This is a genomic window from Flavobacterium sp. HJJ, assembly GCF_015351475.1.
GTDB lineage: Bacteria > Bacteroidota > Bacteroidia > Flavobacteriales > Flavobacteriaceae > Flavobacterium > Flavobacterium marginilacus.
This window is the reverse complement of sequence record NZ_JADKPR010000005.1, coordinates 105,659-123,306: the sequence shown is the minus strand read 5'-3', so window position 1 is coordinate 123,306 and position 17,648 is coordinate 105,659. Positions and strand designations below refer to the sequence as shown.

Annotated in this window: 17 protein-coding genes and 1 other RNA gene; 6 read left to right on the top strand and 12 right to left on the bottom strand. The window is 31.9% G+C overall.

What is annotated here, in order from left to right:
* Nucleotides 1–32: 32 nt before the first annotated feature.
* From IRZ80_RS05890 to IRZ80_RS05880, 3 genes are all read right to left on the bottom strand, one after another.
* Complete coding sequence (locus tag IRZ80_RS05890; protein WP_194640631.1) at nt 33–2,618, bottom strand: phosphoenolpyruvate carboxylase; 2,586 nt, start codon at nt 2,616–2,618, stop codon at nt 33–35.
* 87 nt (nt 2,619–2,705) lie between these two features.
* A complete protein-coding gene (locus IRZ80_RS05885; protein ID WP_024981770.1) occupies nt 2,706–3,185 on the bottom strand; it encodes an Lrp/AsnC family transcriptional regulator in 480 nt (159 codons plus the stop codon).
* Between the two features lie 76 nt (nt 3,186–3,261).
* Complete coding sequence (locus tag IRZ80_RS05880; protein ID WP_194640630.1) at nt 3,262–4,416, bottom strand: M14 metallopeptidase family protein; 1,155 nt, start codon at nt 4,414–4,416, stop codon at nt 3,262–3,264.
* Nucleotides 4,417–4,726: 310 nt separating this feature from the next.
* Between IRZ80_RS05880 and IRZ80_RS05875 the strand changes: the two genes are divergently transcribed.
* The gene (locus IRZ80_RS05875) at nt 4,727–5,179 is read left to right on the top strand and encodes a helix-turn-helix transcriptional regulator (protein ID WP_194640629.1); all 453 of its coding nucleotides are present in this window, start codon (nt 4,727–4,729) and stop codon (nt 5,177–5,179) included.
* 147 nt (nt 5,180–5,326) lie between these two features.
* Here the strand turns inward: IRZ80_RS05875 and IRZ80_RS05870 are convergent, their stop codons facing one another.
* Entirely contained in the window at nt 5,327–5,881 is a 555-nt protein-coding gene (locus IRZ80_RS05870; RefSeq protein ID WP_194640628.1) for a 1-acyl-sn-glycerol-3-phosphate acyltransferase, read from the bottom strand.
* Between the two features lie 64 nt (nt 5,882–5,945).
* Here IRZ80_RS05870 and IRZ80_RS05865 point away from each other — a divergent pair, with 64 nt between their 5' ends.
* Nucleotides 5,946–6,611: a spermidine synthase gene (locus tag IRZ80_RS05865; protein ID WP_194640627.1), complete on the top strand. Its 666-nt coding sequence runs from the start codon at nt 5,946–5,948 to the stop codon at nt 6,609–6,611.
* 21 nt (nt 6,612–6,632) lie between these two features.
* On the opposite strand, the gene kdsB is transcribed toward IRZ80_RS05865, so the two are convergent.
* The 4 genes from kdsB to IRZ80_RS05845 all read right to left on the bottom strand — a co-directional run bounded on the left by kdsB (nt 6,633) and on the right by IRZ80_RS05845 (nt 10,524).
* Nucleotides 6,633–7,361 (bottom strand): 3-deoxy-manno-octulosonate cytidylyltransferase, encoded by a 729-nt coding sequence (kdsB, locus tag IRZ80_RS05860; RefSeq protein ID WP_194640626.1) that lies wholly within the window; start codon nt 7,359–7,361, stop codon nt 6,633–6,635.
* A gap of 112 nt (nt 7,362–7,473) precedes the next feature.
* Nucleotides 7,474–8,037 carry a helix-turn-helix domain-containing protein gene (locus IRZ80_RS05855; RefSeq protein WP_194640625.1) on the bottom strand — a complete coding sequence of 188 codons (564 nt, stop codon included), beginning with the start codon at nt 8,035–8,037 and terminating at the stop codon, nt 7,474–7,476.
* A 125-nt stretch (nt 8,038–8,162) separates the two neighbouring features.
* Nucleotides 8,163–8,993 carry a 4,5-DOPA dioxygenase extradiol gene (gene ygiD / locus IRZ80_RS05850; protein WP_194640624.1) on the bottom strand — a complete coding sequence of 277 codons (831 nt, stop codon included), beginning with the start codon at nt 8,991–8,993 and terminating at the stop codon, nt 8,163–8,165.
* A gap of 106 nt (nt 8,994–9,099) precedes the next feature.
* Nucleotides 9,100–10,524: an ATP-dependent RecD-like DNA helicase gene (locus tag IRZ80_RS05845; RefSeq protein ID WP_194640623.1), complete on the bottom strand. Its 1,425-nt coding sequence runs from the start codon at nt 10,522–10,524 to the stop codon at nt 9,100–9,102.
* 581 nt (nt 10,525–11,105) lie between these two features.
* Here IRZ80_RS05845 and IRZ80_RS05840 point away from each other — a divergent pair.
* On the top strand, nt 11,106–11,918 hold the full coding sequence (locus tag IRZ80_RS05840; protein ID WP_194640622.1) for a DUF3822 family protein: 813 nt from the start codon (nt 11,106–11,108) through the stop codon (nt 11,916–11,918).
* The gene (locus IRZ80_RS05835; protein WP_194640621.1) at nt 11,915–12,517 is read left to right on the top strand and encodes an RsmD family RNA methyltransferase; all 603 of its coding nucleotides are present in this window, start codon (nt 11,915–11,917) and stop codon (nt 12,515–12,517) included. Before IRZ80_RS05840 ends, IRZ80_RS05835 begins: the two co-directional genes overlap by 4 nt.
* Nucleotides 12,518–12,555: 38 nt before the next feature.
* Here IRZ80_RS05835 and IRZ80_RS05830 read toward each other — a convergent pair whose 3' ends face one another.
* The 3 genes from IRZ80_RS05830 to rnpB all read right to left on the bottom strand — a co-directional run bounded on the left by IRZ80_RS05830 (nt 12,556) and on the right by rnpB (nt 14,620).
* Nucleotides 12,556–13,239, bottom strand: coding sequence for a hypothetical protein (locus IRZ80_RS05830; RefSeq protein WP_194640620.1), 684 nt, complete (start codon nt 13,237–13,239; stop codon nt 12,556–12,558).
* A 6-nt stretch (nt 13,240–13,245) separates the two neighbouring features.
* Entirely contained in the window at nt 13,246–13,782 is a 537-nt protein-coding gene (locus IRZ80_RS05825; RefSeq protein ID WP_194640619.1) for a hypothetical protein, read from the bottom strand.
* Between the two features lie 512 nt (nt 13,783–14,294).
* Nucleotides 14,295–14,620: RNase P RNA component class A (gene rnpB / locus IRZ80_RS05820), an RNA gene on the bottom strand.
* A gap of 186 nt (nt 14,621–14,806) precedes the next feature.
* On the opposite strand from rnpB, the gene IRZ80_RS05815 reads away from it, so the two are divergent.
* Entirely contained in the window at nt 14,807–15,106 is a 300-nt protein-coding gene (locus tag IRZ80_RS05815) for a hypothetical protein (RefSeq protein WP_194640618.1), read from the top strand.
* 102 nt (nt 15,107–15,208) lie between these two features.
* Nucleotides 15,209–16,003, top strand: coding sequence for an RMD1 family protein (locus IRZ80_RS05810; RefSeq protein WP_194640617.1), 795 nt, complete (start codon nt 15,209–15,211; stop codon nt 16,001–16,003).
* Nucleotides 16,004–16,162: 159 nt separating this feature from the next.
* Here the strand turns inward: IRZ80_RS05810 and IRZ80_RS05805 are convergent, their stop codons facing one another.
* Entirely contained in the window at nt 16,163–17,620 is a 1,458-nt protein-coding gene (locus IRZ80_RS05805; RefSeq protein ID WP_194640616.1) for an AAA family ATPase, read from the bottom strand.
* Nucleotides 17,621–17,648: the final 28 nt, after the last annotated feature.

The window sequence follows — 17,648 nt, the reverse complement described above, 5'->3', positions numbered from 1 at the left end:
TTGAATTTAGAATTTAATTTTGCTTTAATATTTTAAGCTGAATTTCTGCTTGCATTAGTATTTCCAAAAAGTGAACGGGTCACAATTTTTTCATATACTTTTATTAAGTTCAAATCAGGGTTTTCTGCTTTGTTAAGTTCGCTGATTTTTAATAATGCATATTGCTGTATTGTTAACAGCGGCAACACAATACGCTCTCTCATCTGAATAGAAGCTATACCATCAGGATAGTTTTCCATTAACTGAGCATGACCGGCAATTTTTAATAACAATCTTTTTGTTTCCAAAAATTCATCATAAATAATCTGCCAAAATGCACCAAATTCAGGATCCTTACTCATATAAGCAGTCAATGGAAAAAATGATTTAGCCAATGACATCATACTGTTTTCAAGGAGTGTTCGGAAAAATAACGAATTATCATATAGATTTTGTGCTTTCTCCCATTGATTGGTATCTTCAAAATGTTTCAGTGCTGAGCCAACACCGAAAAATCCAGGTACATTTTGTTTTAACTGACTCCAGGAACCTACAAACGGAATTGCTCTTAAGTCAGCAAAATCAAGTGTTTCAGATTTGCTTCTTTTAGATGGACGGCTTCCTATATTTGTTTTTGCATAATATTTCAAAGTACTCATCTGTTCCAAATAAGGAATAAACTTAGGATGGTTTTTGAAATTCAAATATTTGTTATAACCCAATTCAGCCATCTGATCTAGGATTTCTTTATCTTCAGCAGATAATTCATTTTGTCCTAAATTGAAAACCTGATTAGCAACACCAGCACTCAAAAGGTTTTCTAAATTATAGCGGCAAGAATCTAAAGTTCCAAAATTTGAACTAATGGTTTGTCCTTGAATTGTAATCTGAATTTCGTTATTCTCAATATTTGGTCCAAGCGAAGCGTAAAATTTATGTGTTTTTCCGCCGCCACGTGCAGGAGGTCCACCGCGTCCATCAAAGAAAATTGCATTTATTCCATATTTTCTCGACATTTCTGTCAAAGCTTCTTTTGCTTTATAAATACTCCAGTTCGCCATCAAATAACCCCCATCTTTTGTTCCGTCAGAAAAACCTAGCATTATTGTCTGCTTATTGTTTCTGTTTGCCAGATGCTGAGCATACTCAGGGTTTGTATATAATGTCTCCATCACTAAATGGGCATTATGCAAATCATCTACCGATTCAAAGAGCGGGATGATATCTACTGTAGCATTTTCCCAATTGCATAATTTGAACAAGGCGAAAGTTTCCATGACATTAAGTGCACTTTCATTATTACTAATGATATAACGGTTGGCACCAAATTCGCCATTGTTCTGTTGAATTGTCTTAATAGATTGAATTGACTCAATAGTTGATCTTGTCATTTCATTTTCAAAATCAGCGGCATCCAGATTCCCTTTTAACGTAGACAATACTTCCAATTTTTTTTCATCTGTTAATTGGAAATAATCTTCCGGAAAAATATTTTCTTTTGATTTTGAGTAATAATCTACAATATCATAAAAAACACTTTGGTGAATTTTACTATTTTGTCTAATATCCAAAGTAGCAAAATGGAAACCAAATAAATTGATTCGGATAAGCAGCGCATCTATTTGATCAACATAAAGTGACTGATGCTGTTCAATTATTATGGTTTTTATTTTGTTCAGCTGTAGTTTAAACTCATCAAGAGTTATGAAAATATCTCCTTTAGAATAGAAAACGGAACGGTATAATTTTTGTTCAAGTTCCATTACCAATGAATCTACAACAGGGAAAGTCAGTTTTCTTTTTAAATTTCGAATTTCAAAATAATAACATTTTAAAATAGAAGTTCTTAAACGTTCAGCAACTTTTAGAGTGATTTCGGTAGTTACGAATGGATTTCCATCACGGTCACCGCCTGGCCAGAAACCAAGTTTAATCAATGGATTTTTTATAGATTCTCCTTCAAAAACATTTTTTTGCAGGTAATGAACCATTTCTCCAGAAGTGTTATAAAAAACATTTTCCAAATACCAGATTAAGCTTACTGCTTCATCAAAAGGATTGGGTTTCTCGTTTTGAATAAAAGGAGTTTTTCCTAACTGAGCAAGTAATTGTTTGATTTCCAGTAAATTATTTTTACGGATTGCCTCTGTCAAATCGTTAATAATTCCTAAAACAGCACCAGGATAAAATTGAGTTGGATGTGCAGTTAATACAGTACGTACATTGAAGTTTTCTAAAAAATCGATTAACTCTTCCTTGTTTCCTCTTACATCTGATTTTTCTTTTATATCACGCAGTGAACCTCTTCCCTCCATGTTATTTACGACAGGAAAAGCGGCGTCTTCAATTGCATCAAACAAAACAATCTGACGTTCAATGTATTGTATAAAATGAAACATCAAATTAATTTTATCTTTCTCAGAATCACTGTGCATGTATTTATCTGAAAAGAAATCAAATATTTCAGTAGGAGTCTTTTGTTTTTTGAAACCACTATCACAAAGTTCTGTGAAAATAGGTAATAAAACACCTGTATTATCCACAGAATCAAAAGGTAATGTTATAAAAACACTATTGTAAATATGGTATTTAGATAAAACATTTTCATTAAAACGTTCTATTTTTGGTAACGTATACATAATTAGACTATTAGTTTATTGGTTAATCTAACATAAAAAAACCCCAAGGTTACACTTGAGGTTATATTTACATATAGCATTCAAGATTTACATTTCTTTGAAAATGGTATGCATCAAACGCTTTTTATCATTAATGCTTTCTTCAAGAGAAATCATAGTTTCTGTTCTATAAACACCCTCGATATCATCAATCATAAAAATAACATCTTTTGCATGTTTAGTATCTTTTGCTCTTATCTTGCAAAAAATATTGAACTTACCTGTAGTTACAGAAGCTACAGTTACAAATGGAATCTCATTAATACGCTCTAAAACGAATTTTGTCTGTGAAGTATTGTTAAGAAAAACACCTACATAAGCAATAAATGAATATCCTAATTTATCATAATCAAGGACTAAAGAAGACCCCATGATGATACCTGCATCTTCCATTTTTTTTACCCTAACATGAACCGTTCCAGCTGAAATCAATAATTTTTTAGCAATGTCTGTAAACGGAACTCTTGTGTTGTCTATCAACATATCTAAAATCTGGTGATCTACTTCATCTAAACGAAACTTACTCATAATTCTTTTATTATATGGTTATTTGCTATTAAAAAAGTTAAAATTATAAATAAAAATTAAATAATCGGCAAAAAAATCATTTTTTTATCTTTCCATTAAGAAAAAATACTTTTTTATCAAAATTAAAATTGGCAATTTGTCCAATTTTTGGCAGATTATCAAAATCATCTTGATATAAAGCTCCTTTAGCATCGTACTCGAAATGACCGAAATATTTCTTTAAATCTCCTACTTCAACTATGTAAGCATTAAAATTTAATTTGTTATCGATTAACTCTTCTTTATATTGAGCCACAAAATTGGTGATTATTTCATTACCATCATAATTTATTTTGACATTTTTGTATATAAAATCAAAAAAAACAACATTATTCTGAGGAATGTTTAAATATTTATCATTTCTATTATCAACTATAACGTTTTCGTTGAGAATAATGAAACTTGTAAGCAATGACATGAATACGAATTTTCTTGTTTTTTCTCTTTCGTAATCATCAGGATAATGCCCGGCCTCGAATAATATTGTTGGAACACCTAAATATTGAAAGGTATCACCAATACAATTAATGTTAAATGAATCATCGAATCGTCCTATTTGGCCAGGAATATAATTTTGTAATACTTCAGTAATGCCAGCGATTAGATTTATAGCTTTCAAACGTGATTCATTTACCTCTCGTTCTTCATTGTAAGAAGGTGCCAAAAAAGAAACTGTTGCAGGTTTTCCAGTATCAGCAACTCCAAAAATAGTGCGCTGATCGTGAAGGTTAAAACAGTAATCCGGTTTGAAATCTTCAAATACCGCTCTTAATATCTTACTCTCCGGCTGAGTAAGATCCTGAGAGTCTCTATTCAAATCAATATTGTTTGCATTAGCTCTAGTGTATAATTTAGCTCCGTCCGGATTCAACATCGGGATACAGTAAAAAGTAAAACGATTTAAAAGGTCTTTGGCTAAATCCGATCCATTATTTAAAAGATTTATAAAATCGAATAACGCTTTGGTCGTCGTACTTTCGTTTCCATGCATTTGTGACCAAAGATAAATTTTGGTTTTACCTGATCCTTTTTGATAGCTGTATATTGGTTTTCCTAAAACCGATTCTCCAATAATAGTTACATCCTTTTTTAAAGATTCTTTGTTTAATAATGGCTCAATATTTTCTAAAGTAATATAACGCCCCTGTATTGTGTTTTCTTTATTTTGATTAAATAAAAGTTCTAAATCCATGTTTTATAATTTGATTTACAAAAGTAAACATCTTTATTTTTACATTTGTAAACTAATGATTTTTTATTTTTTTTAAGTTTGTAAACACCTATTTTAATATTGGAAATAAATATTTATAACTTGAAAAAATATTAAAGTAAGCTTTATGTGCTAATATATAAAAAACAAAATATCAATACATTGGATATTTTTATTTAAACTATTTAATTATGTATTTTATTATTCAATTTATATTTAACCTTTGGAAATTAGGTGGTTACATAAGATTTGGTTACATTTGTAAATGAGTTAATTTTAAATTGAATTCACAATGGTAAACACGGATGATTTCATAAAAAGATTAGAAATAATACTGGAGTATTACAGTCTTAATGCTTCTTCATTTGCTGATAAAATTGGAGTGCAGCGTTCCAGTTTGTCTCATTTACTTTCAGGCAGAAATAAGCCAAGTCTGGATTTTATTTTGAAAATTACTGATATTTTCCCTGATGTAGACTTGTATTGGATATTAAAGGGAGCGGGAGTTTTCCCAAAGAAAATAGAAGAAAAAGATAATTTAAATTTAGATTCTGCTGCTACAAATTTTGACACCCCTACTCCAATTGATTTATTTTCTCAAGTTTCTGTTTCGCCAGAATCTAAGTTTGATTCGAAAAAAATAAAACAGATGGAATCTTTTACTGAAAGTGAAAATCCTGATGAAGTAGAAAAAATAGTATTTTTTTATAAAAACGGAACATTCAAGATTTATTCTCCAAGTTGATTTAAAATTTCATTAGACAAATATTTTCTATGACTTTTATAAGAAGCATATTTTCAATTTTAAAAATATCCCACAATTTACGAGAATTGAATATTCTGAACCAAGAGCCAAGAAAAAAAATCTATGCGATTCTCAGCAAGTTCAATTTTAAGAAATTTTATATCCGTTTTCTGGTATTTTTCCTTTTGCTCCAATAAAATGTTTGTTCAAATGAATTAGGTCTGGTTCAATATTACCTGTAGGATAAAATGCATTTCCAAAATCTACAGTTTTCTTTTCAAAATTTATCGATACCGGTATGATTGGCACATTTGCTTTTACGGCGATGTAATAAAATCCAGTTTTGAGATGTTCTACTTTTTTGCGTGTACCTTCGGGAGAAAGTCCTAGTCTAAAAGTTTCTTTGGAATCAAATATACTGACTATAGAATCTACTTTGTTTAATCCTCCTGTTCTGTCTAGCGGAGAACCTCCTAAAGATTTAAAGAAGAAGCCAAAAGGAAAACGGAATAATTCTTTTTTTCCAACCCAATTAATATCTGCTCCTATTGCTCCTTTACAAATAATAGCAATATAAAAATCATGCCAGCTTGTATGAGGCATTACCATCAAGACGCTTTTTTTTATTTCCCTGTCAATATTGCCTTCTATTTTCCAGCCCATTATCTTTTCAAAAAACCATCTGCAGATTTGTCTCTTCATTTGTTCTTAGTTTTCACAAATTAAATAATTAAATGTCTTATTTTTGATAAAAACCAAAAAATTAATGTTTCGCAAATTATTAAGTTACATCATACCCATCAAAATTTATACAACTAAATCTAAACTAAGTAAAACTATTGAAGTTACATGGGCCAATGGCGAGCTAGTTCTTGATTCAGAAAATACCAATTATTCTTATGGCAGTCTGCAGCGTATTCTGAGAATCGGATTAAAACACTTAGGATTTGATAAAATTGTAAAAATGAATCAAATATTAGTCCTAGGCGTTGCTGGCGGCAGTGTGATTAAAACATTAGTTGACGAAATTCATTTTGAAGGACAAATTACCGGTGTTGACATCGATCCGGATATTATTAAAATTGCTAATGAATACTTCAGTCTTAATGAAATCAAAAATTTAAACATTGTGATTGATGATGCTTTTGAGTTTGTGTTGAAAACTAAAGACAGATACGATCTTATTATTATCGATATTTTTCAAGATACTAAGATGCCTAATTTTCTGTTTGAAAACTATTTTGTAAACCGAATTTGCTTTTTGCTCAATAGTAAAGGAATCGTTCTTTTTAATACGATGTGTCTGTCGCGAGAAGATAATTTAAGAAATCAAAATTTCATTAAAGACTTTTGCGACGAATCCTACAAAACACAGACCATTCCTAGAGTTGAAGTTCACAATGAATTAATTATTATCGAAAAATTAAAATAAAAAATGCTTCTTTGAACTAAATCAAAGAAGCATTTTTCTTGCTTTTTCTAAATCCTCAGCGGTATCTATTCCGATTCCGATGTGATTGGTTTCAACCATTTTGATGCGCTTTCCAAATTCTAAATAACGCAATTGTTCCAGTTTTTCGGAAGCTTCCAGAGATTTCATCGGCAAACTGTAAAAATCCAATAAAGCCTGTTTTCTAAAAGCATAAATTCCGATGTGTTTCATATAACGAACGCCTACATTTACTTCTCTTGGATATGGAATCACCGAACGCGAAAAGTACAGTGCAAAACTATCCTGATTCACGACTACTTTTACATTGTTTGGATTATTAATATCGGCTTCATCTTTGATTTCGCACATCAGCGAAGCCAAATCAACTTGTTTTGAAGTGTCATTTTTAAAAACTTCAATAACTTTTTCTAAAGGTGCTGCATCAATAAATGGTTCGTCTCCCTGCACATTTATAACAATATCAACGTCAAGATTTTCGACGGCTTCTGCAATTCGGTCACTCCCCGATTCATGTTCTTTGATGCTTTTGATCGCTTTTCCGCCATTGAAAACAATTTCGTCAAAAATCAGCTCGGAATCCGTTACGACAAAAACATCATCAAATAATTGAGTGCTTATGGCGGCTTCATAGGTTCTTAAAATAACCGTTTTGCCTCCTAAATCCTGCATCAGTTTTGCGGGAAATCGTGTAGATGCGTAACGGGCGGGAATGACTGCTATTATTTTCATTTTAAATTTATTTTAAACGTTAGCAAAAGTAACCATTCAAACTTAAGTTTAAAAGAAATTATTGATAACTGAATAATTTTGAATAAGCTTACTTACTGTGTTTATTCTATTCCTATTTTATTAGTTTTATTGGATTTGGATATAAGCTTTCTATTTTTCCATTATTGGTTTTAACAGCAAAAATTAAGGGCAAAATTATATTTAAAGTATAAAGTCCTATAAATGCATAAAATAAAATTTCATATTGCCCGTAATGTAAAATTTTACATAAAGCAAAAATAGTCATTGAAATAAAAGTAAAAACAGTCCAAATTATTTGAAAATTCAAGAGATTCGCTCCAATTTCATTCAGACCAATTATTTTATCTTTTTTTGTCTGCCATAAAATTAAGGGAAGAATGATATTTCCTAATGGAATAACGAGAAATACTATTACTGAAAGATGAAAAATCATGAGATAACTTTTATCTTCCTGTTTTCCATAATCTAAAATATCTTCAGTATTTATATTAAGAACTTCACAAATTAAATTCAGGGTTTTTCCTCGCGGTTCGCTTTCGTTATTTTCAATTCGCTGAATTGTTCTTAAGTTTACTTTTGAAGATTCTGCCAGTTCTTCCTGAGATAATCCTTTTTTCTTTCTTATTTCTTTAATTTTTTCTCCGATTTCGAGCATAAGTAATTTTGATTTATTGTTTCAGCAAAACTACTCATCAAACGTCTTATTTGGTAACGGTTTATTTGCGACATTTTAACGGCATTCTTGTCTGTCTATTGATTTTGTTCAGTTTCAAAACTGTATTACATAATTTTCACTGAAGTCATACTTAAAGAACCTCCTACCAATTTATCATTAAACAAACTCAATTCTTCCGATTTTCCTTTTAATCCCAAAGTATAAATTAAGGGCAAATAATGATCAGGTGTTGGGATGGAAAGTTGGAAAGCTTTGCTTTGTTTTTCAAAATCAATAAGCGGTTGGAAATCGCCATCGATTAAATGATTATTGATAACTTCCCTAGCTTCAAAAGCCCAATCGTAACCGTAATTGTCGGTATTTATGTTTCTGAAATCGACTAATCTTAAGTTGTGAATGATGTTTCCGCTGCCCACAATCAGAATACCTTTGGTGCGTAATTCACTTAATTTTTGCGCCAATTCAAAATGATACTGCCCCGATTTTGTATAATCGATACTCATCTGAATTACAGGAATATCAGCGTCGGGATATAAATGTTTAATTACACTCCAGGCTCCGTGATCCAATCCCCAATGATGATCTAATTCGACAGCTGTTGGAGATAATAATTCCTTAGTTGCGGTGGCCAGTTCGGGACTTCCTTTGGCGGGATATTGTACTTCAAATAATTCTTGCGGAAATCCTCCAAAATCGTGAATCGTGCGAGGCATTTCCATAGCGGTAACCTTTGTCCCGTTGGTAAACCAATGTGCCGAAATACACAAAATTGCGTTTGGTTTAGGCAAGGTTTTCGCCAAATTCCTAAAACCGGTCACAAATTGGTTTTCTTCGATGGCATTCATTGGACTTCCATGTCCCAAAAATAATACAGGCATTTTTTTGGTATTCGAAAATGATCCTGAAATTTTATGTAAATCGTTTAGCGTGTTCATGATAAAACCATTTATTATTTTTTTTAAACATTAAGAAATTAAGGCTATTAAGTTTTTATCATTGCAACTTAATGAATCCTTAATCTTAATGGTTAAATTTTTAAAATTATTCCACAAAACTATCGTCTTTAAATCCTATCAAATATAGCTTATTTTTGGCTCTTGTCATAGCGGTGTATAACCATCGGACATAATCCCTGTCGATGCCGTTTGGTAAATACGGTTGCTCAATAAAGACAGTATTCCACTGCCCTCCCTGGGATTTATGGCAGGTAATTGCATACGAGAATTTTACCTGTAAAGCATTAAAATATTCGTTTTCCTTTACTTTTTGGAACTTTTTATACTTTGTGGTTTCGCTTTCATAATCTTTCATTACTTCCTGATACAATCTGTTTGATTCTTCAAAAGTCAATGAAGGTGATTCACTTTTAATTGTATCCATTAAAAGTACGGTTTCAAAAGGCTTTTGGTCGGGATAATCAATCATTCGGATTTTAACTTTGGCAAATTTAAAACCATATAATTCTTTGATTCCAAACATTTCCAAAACTTCAATGATATCACCATTAGCAATAAATCCTGCTTCATCGGAGTCTTTTAGCCAAAAATAATTATTCTTCACCACCATCAGGAAATCGCCTGTGGACAATTCGCTCTCTTTATCAAGGATTTTTGACCGAATCTGCTCGTTGTATTGATTCGCCCTTTTATTGGAACGAACAATAAATGCAGTGTCTTCGATACTGTAATTACTGTAAGCAGAATGAATCGCATCCTGAATATCATAGCCATCAACCAAGCGCACAATATCTTTGAATTTCCTGATATTAAACTTGAATTCCGATATAAAACTATCCTTTAATAACTCTCTCAATTCGGTTGCGTTATGCAAAATGCCGGAGCTTTCTTCCTGACGCATTACTTCATCAAGTTCAATATGTTCTACTTCTTTATTGTAATGAATACTTAAGGTGCTAATATCCAAAGCTGGGCTTATGTCTAAATTTACAGGAGGCAACTGAGCTGTATCTCCCAAAAGGATCATTTTGCAATTCGTTCCCGAATATACATAGGAAATCAAATCATCAAGCAATGAGCCGTTTTCATATAATTTGGAATCCGAATTGGCGTCCGAAATCATCGAGGCTTCATCGACTATGAAAATCGTGTTTTTATGTTTATTGAGTTGTAAAGTAAAGGAAACTCCTCCGCCTGAATTTTTCTTTGGGAAATAGATTTTTTTATGGATTGTAAAAGCGGGTTTGTTCGAATAATTGGCAATTACCTTCGCCGCGCGTCCTGTTGGCGCCAACAAAACGGACTTTTGATTATTATCCAATAAGCTATTTACGATTGTCGAAATAACGGTAGTTTTTCCCGTTCCTGCATATCCTTTCAAGACAAAAATGGTGTCATTATAACTATCTGTCAGGAAAATGGCGATTTTCTGAAAAAAAATATCCTGATTATATGTCGGCTGAAAAGGAAATTTTTTCTGTAAATGGCTATAAAATGAGGAGGAATTCATCAGGAACATTTTATTGCAAAGTAAGGCTTTTTCAATGGCAATATCAATTGCAATGACAAAAATCAAATTCAATAGCAATATCAAAAGTAATAGCAATAGCAATGACAATGTCAAAATCAATTAAATGGCAATAGTAAAGTGTTTGAAAATTTAAGTCAAATAATATTCAATTGATTTTTACACAATCTTGTCATTCCGTAGGAATCGCACGTTTGTTATTTGCTTTGTGTAAAATTCCTTCGGAATGACAAACTTTACGGATAATTATGATATCTAATGACAAATCTTTATAGATATTTCTTTGTCGAAATCTCGTTATGAAAAACTAAACTTGTCGCTAGCCCAGATAGCAGTGGAAATCCTTGTATGCCGGGGTTCGGCATGCAAGATTGCAACGGATAGCTGGAGGATGCTTGAGAAAAAAACAAATGTTCTGCTCTAGAAAAAAATAAACATTAATTATTCTATAATCTTATTTAATTTTTGAATTTGTCATTGATATTGTGATTGTTATTGATTTTTGAAATTGCAATTGATATTGCCATTGAAATTCGTAAGTTTGCATTGTTGCTAAAAATACTATGAACATTAATATAACCGATAAAAAATACAAAAAGCTTTCCATTCAGGTTTCACTGACGGGACTTTCTTTTTGCTGTTTTGACACGCTTCATAACAGGATTACGTCGATAAACGAAATCCATTTTGATACTTTTCATAAATCGACCAAGATTGAGGAATTGTTTTCGAATGCTTTTCGGAATTATCCGGAATTGAATGACAGTTATGATGAAATTCTCGTGATTCATAATAACAATCTTTCAACCTTTGTTCCCACTGCCCTATTTGACGAAAATTTTATGGGAAGTTATCTGCAGTACAATACAAAGGTTTTTGAAACCGACTTTTTTGCATTTGATGAAATCACTAATTATCAAATGAATGCGGTTTATATTCCTTATGTAAATATCAATAATTTTTTCATAGACCAATTTGGTTCATTTGATTACAAGCATGCCAATACTATTTTGGTTTCCAGACTTTTGGATGCATCCAAAAACAATGATACCAAGAAAATGATTGTGCATTTTAATCCCGGTCATTTTGAAATTATTGTAATTCAGAATCAAAAACTGCTTTTGTTCAATTCATTCGAATACAAAACCCCTGAGGATTTTATTTATTATCTGCTTTTTAGCGCCGAACAATTGAATATGAACCCTGAGAGTTTTCATTTAGAATTATTAGGAGCTATTTCAGAAGAAGATGATTTTTATAAAATTGCTTTCAAATACATTCGAAACGTTTCTTTCTTTGATGTAACTAATTTGCAGAAGAGCAATACTTTTTCAAGAGCTCAAAACCAACAACATTTTATACTTTTTAACTCATGAGAATCATATCCGGAAAATACAAAGGAAGACGCATTTTTCCGCCAAAAGGCTTGCCCGTTCGACCTACAACCGATATGAGTAAAGAAGCATTATTTAATGTTTTGAATAATCATTTTAGTTTTGAAGGCCTTAAAGTATTGGATTTATTTGCCGGAACTGGTAATATCAGTTATGAGTTTGCTTCGAGGGGAAGTTTTCCAATTACTTCTGTCGATGCCGATTTTGGCTGTGTAAAATTCATCAAGCAAGTTTCTGCCGAATATGATTTTAGCATTGCAGCGACCAAAAGTGACGTTTTTGCTTTTATAGAAAAAAACAAAACGACTTACGATATTATTTTTGCTGATCCGCCTTATGGTCTGGATCAAAAGACTTTTGAAAGAATCGTTTTATCTATTTTCGAAAAAGGATTGTTGAACGAGGAAGGCATGATGATTATTGAACATTCAAAATATACCAAATTAGATCATTTGATTAATTTTTCTTTCCAGAAAAGTTATGGTGGTTCTATCTTTAGTTTCTTCGAATTGGACTCTGCCGAAGAGGAAGAGATTGATGATGAGTCTAATCGAAAAGACACTGAAGAAGACGAAGGTTAGTTTATAAAAATAATTTTTACCAAAAAAAAGAGCCCTTGTTATTTCAAGGGCTCTGGTATTTTAACAGGTTTTGGTCTTGTTTTCTTTTTAAAACTAAAATAATAGTTTAGACCAGCTCCCAGTGAATTTTTTATAAAAAATCTACTGCTTCCACTGTGATTTAATTCATTCAAAGCTGTACCTATATCAACATTTTGATAATAGATATTTAAACATAAAGAATCAGTATTATCAGTAGAAACACTAATATCAAGACCTAGACCAATTCCTAAAGAATGTTGCCAATCAACAATTGTTTCTTTGCTTGTCGTTTTTACATCATTATGATTTATTGTTGTAAATTCTCCGACAGCGGCAACCTTAGAAAAAGAATATTTTGGTAAAATAACTAGATAGGTATCATTTTGTCCGTTATTACCAAGACAAATCTTTGGACAAAAATTAAAATTCAAAGAATTAGCCGACCTCTTAAATATACTTATTGTATTTCCCTGATCGCTTCGAAGTTCTACGTCATCAATAGGAACATATAAAAAATTAAACTCAATTTCTGGTTTTATAAAACGTTTAATAGTAAATTCAGTACCACAGTTGACTCCTACAAAAATCGATCTGTCTAAAATCGAACCTAAATAAGCTGAAAAACCTCCAAAACCTCTAACCGTTTGAGCTTTTGTATTCATGGAAGCAACCAGCAGGATACATAGAATTATTTTTTTCATCATCAACTATTTCCCAATAACCCAGCCTATAGTAAAGTTGATTACTGGAACTATTTCATTATTGTATTTATCAATATTATACCCAACACCTCCATTTAAATTTAGATTAAAATTGTGTTTGTAGGTCCTTTGAAATCCCCAAACTGGGGCAACTGTGAAAGATGGACTTGATGATGAAAAATCAGAATTTGAATTAATGGATTCAAAATTATAAATAGCATTTAATCCATAAAAATTACCCGAATTTCCTAAAGTCCTCTTTCTTTTAACCGCTCTTTTTTCTAAGTTATAATAATGTCGAAATTGCTCATTAATAGTTGGATAAAATGACCAGGTTGAGCCCCAAAAACCACTTTTACTATAACCAATTCCAAAACTTAACTCAGAATAAAGTGTGTTCTTATCATTAAAGCCATGCTCGTAAACAACACCTGGTAATATTAAATTTATTTTGAATTGATTTTTTTCGACTCTTGGAGAGTCTTGTGAATATAAATTTAAAAAAGTAGTTAAACTTAGAAGAAGATACACATATTTTTTCATGTCATTTTAATTTGAAATTATTGTGTCAAAATACTTTAGTTTTATTTAATTTCATCTCTTATTAATCTACACCCTTTCCATTGTCCATTATGCAAAGCTGCACAGTATATATCTGCATGTATTCTTGAATATGGTGTTGAACCTTTTAAACCTGATAAATATTCGGGTACGGTTGTACTATTACTATTCCAAGTTATAAGATTTCTAAAGAACAAATGAAACTTGAAATCTTTGAATATATTGAAATTTGGTACAATCGAAAAGAAGACATTCGCTTTGAATTGTGTAACTATTGAAGAATTTAACAATCAAATTAATTACAAAAATGTAGCCTAACTAAACGTGCAGTTTTTGTTTGCATATCCATACTTTTATTTGTTAGAAATTGCATTTCGTTTTTATAAGAAATTTGCGCAAAAGTAGTAATTAATTTTTAAAGAATATTCTTATTTAAAAAATAATTTTACAAATTGTAAACTAAAAATAATTAATTCCTATTAATTAAAGAAGATAAAAAATGCAGACCTATAAGCCGGATTCTGTTCACGCTATCACTAACGATACCTTACCATTTATCTAGATCTTGAATTACTTCAAGACTCAAGCTATCTACCCTTCAGCAACGGACGAGAAGCCCTTAAATGCTGATATACTTGATATTTCACCACATAGAGTTTACCTGGTTTCACTACAGCATTACCTGTACATACTTTCTGTTGCACTTGTCCTAATCACGTTCTAAAACGTAACCGACGGGTGTTACCCGCTATGCTTCTCTATGGTGTCCGGACTTTCCTCCCTTCCGATGAATCGGAACGACGATAAGGCGGTCTGCGGTGCAAATCTACAACATAAATCAAGGTTTGTCAAGAATACCGCTTTTACTTTAACAAGTCCTTTACAACATATTAAAAATAAAATAGTTACCTTTATTAGATTCTAAATTTTTGAGCTTCTAAGTTTCAAAGCTTTTAAACCTATGAATCTTTTTTATTAGAAAATTAATAACTCAGAAACTAAAAAAATGAAACCAACCTATCATTATACAACAGTTTTGGAAGCCTTGAATGATTTGAAAGAAAAAGGATTTGATTATGATTTCAATCTTTATTTTGAAGGTATTAAATCAAATCCTCATGACTATACGGTAGAACATGTGTACCGATACGAAGGTGATACAGATCCAGACGAAGAATCTGTTGTTTATGGAATAATTTCAAGATCTGGTAAAAAAGGAGTTTTTGTGGCTGGTTTTTCGGCTAATTCTGATAATGAAGCACGTTTGATTTTGGAAAAATTATATATAGAAAGCTATAAAGAATAATAGAAACAGCGAAGCAAATCTTTTTGTTTAAAAAACAATCGAATTTGCATTTCAATCTATAAACCAAAATTTTTGGTTTATCTAGTATGAAAATATGTGTTTATGGAAAAAACTAATTTCATCAAAATTGAAGCCATTCAGATTGCAGAAGCTTTTAATATTAAAAAATTAAGGACTGAATTTGAGATTCAGCCTCATTCGAGTTCGCCATCTGAGATTTTTTACACTTACACAAATAAAAAGCGCTACCTCTATATTTTTGATTATGGCGTGGTAGTTTTTGCAAATTTTACAGCACCCAAGAAAAAGGAGTTTATTGATTTTGTCAAAAATTATGCTTCAATAAATGTTAATCTGGATTTATTTGAAGAATACCGCATAGAAATTGACGAAAACATTCCAAAAGCAGTTATCAAAAATGATTATGTTTCGGTTCCTCATGTTGATGCTTCGGTGATGAAGATCGTAATGCTCAATATTGCACAGTCAGTTGCTCTGGACTATTATGAAGCGCTTACAGATGATCTTATTACTTCGTCTAAAAAGTACATTCAGGAATTGGAACGCCGGGGAAAACTGAGTATTTCTAAAAAAAATCTGCTCAAATACATCGGGAAAGTTCTGAATGTAAAAAACAGTATAGTTGATAATCTATATATTCTTGATGACCCAAATTTGGTTTGGGACAACGAAGAACTGAATTTATTAAACCGGTATTTGAAAGCCAATTTTGATATTAATCCGCGTTTTAGGGATCTTGATTATAGATTGGGTATTGTAGAAGAAAATTTAAAACTTTTTACTGATGTTCTGAATGTTAATGAAAGTTCCCGATTGGAATGGATTGTGATTATATTGATTTTTATGGAGATCCTGATTGCGTTATTATTTCATTGATTTTATTGAAATATAAGTTTTAATTATTCTCGCAAAGACGCCAAGCCGCAAAGTTAAGGTTAGTTTTTCTTTGCGGCTTGGCGTCTTTGTGGGAATAATATTTTGAACAATATTTAGTGAGAAATTCGTCTAATTTGCTTACATTGATGTTCAAATTCCTTATAATCTGCTGATATAACTTCCAAAAATATCCCTGAACTGATATCCTACAGCAACACGGTCTTTACTTAGTTTTTTGTATTCTACTAATCCCCACAAAATAAATTCTTTCATGAAATTGCGGTCTTTTTTGTCCAGGTTTGGCAGGTATTTTTCGATTAATTTATCAAGAGGGGTTATACTGTCTAAAATTGATCTGTATTCTTCATCGGTACAGTCGTCCAGCAATTCAAAACCGCTTTCAGTGAAAAACCAATCCAAAATATCACTATAAGGTGTTTTTTCGCCTTGCTTTTCCAGTTTTTCTATTTTTGGGAAAAAGGAAGGAAATAAGGTATGAATGGCATCATTTATCAGGCGCTGTGCCACAAAAGATGCTCCCTCCTGCTCTCCTTCGTAAACCAATTCAACTTTACCGGTTATCGATGGAATTACTCCCATAAAATCAGATAAGCGTAAAGTGGTTTTATCTGTTCCTGAGAGTAAGGCACGGCGTTCCGCAGTACTTAATAGATTTTCATAAGCTGTAATGCTCAGTCGGGCACTTACACCGCTTTTGTTATCAATAAATTCGCTCTCCCGCGCTTCAAAACTGATTTGCTCCAATAAATCTTTAGCTAAAAAGGGAATATAAACTGATTCGCTTTGAGCGTCGTCAAGCTTAGCTTCCTGCGCCGTAATCGTTTTGGCAATCTGGATATCCTGCGGATAATGCGTTAGAATTTGCGAACCGATTCTGTCTTTCAAAGGTGTAACTATACTTCCTCTATTGGTATAATCTTCAGGATTTGCGGTAAAGACAAACTGCATATCAAGCGGCATTCTTAATTTGAATCCGCGAATCTGAATGTCGCCTTCCTGCAGTATATTAAATAAAGCTACTTGAATTCTTGCCTGAAGATCGGGTAATTCGTTAATAACAAAAATACAACGGTTAGCACGCGGAATCATTCCAAAATGAATTACACGGTCATCAGCATATGACAGCTTTAAATTAGCTGCTTTTATCGGATCGATATCTCCTATCAAATCGGCTACGGTTACATCTGGAGTAGCAAGTTTTTCGAAAAAGCGTTCGTTTCTGTGCTGCCACGAGATTGGGGTCTCGTCACCTTTTTCAGCAATTAAATCTTTGGCAAAACGAGACAATGGGTTAAAAGGATCGTCATTGATTTCGGAACCTGTCACATAAGGAATGTAATCATCCAGTAATTCAATCATTTTTCGGGCCAATCTAGTTTTGGCCTGTCCTCGTAGTCCCAATAAATTTATATTGTGGCGTGACAAAATAGCTCTTTCCAATTCTGGAATTACAGTATTCTCAAAACCATGAACGCCTTCAAAAGCAGGTTTTCCTGATTTTATTTTTTCTCTTAAATTATGGCGCAATTCATCTTTGATGCTTTTGCTTAAATACCCTGATTTCTTTAATTCTCCGAAAGTTTTTATATTGTCCATTAATTTTGATTTCGTTTAAATTTGTATT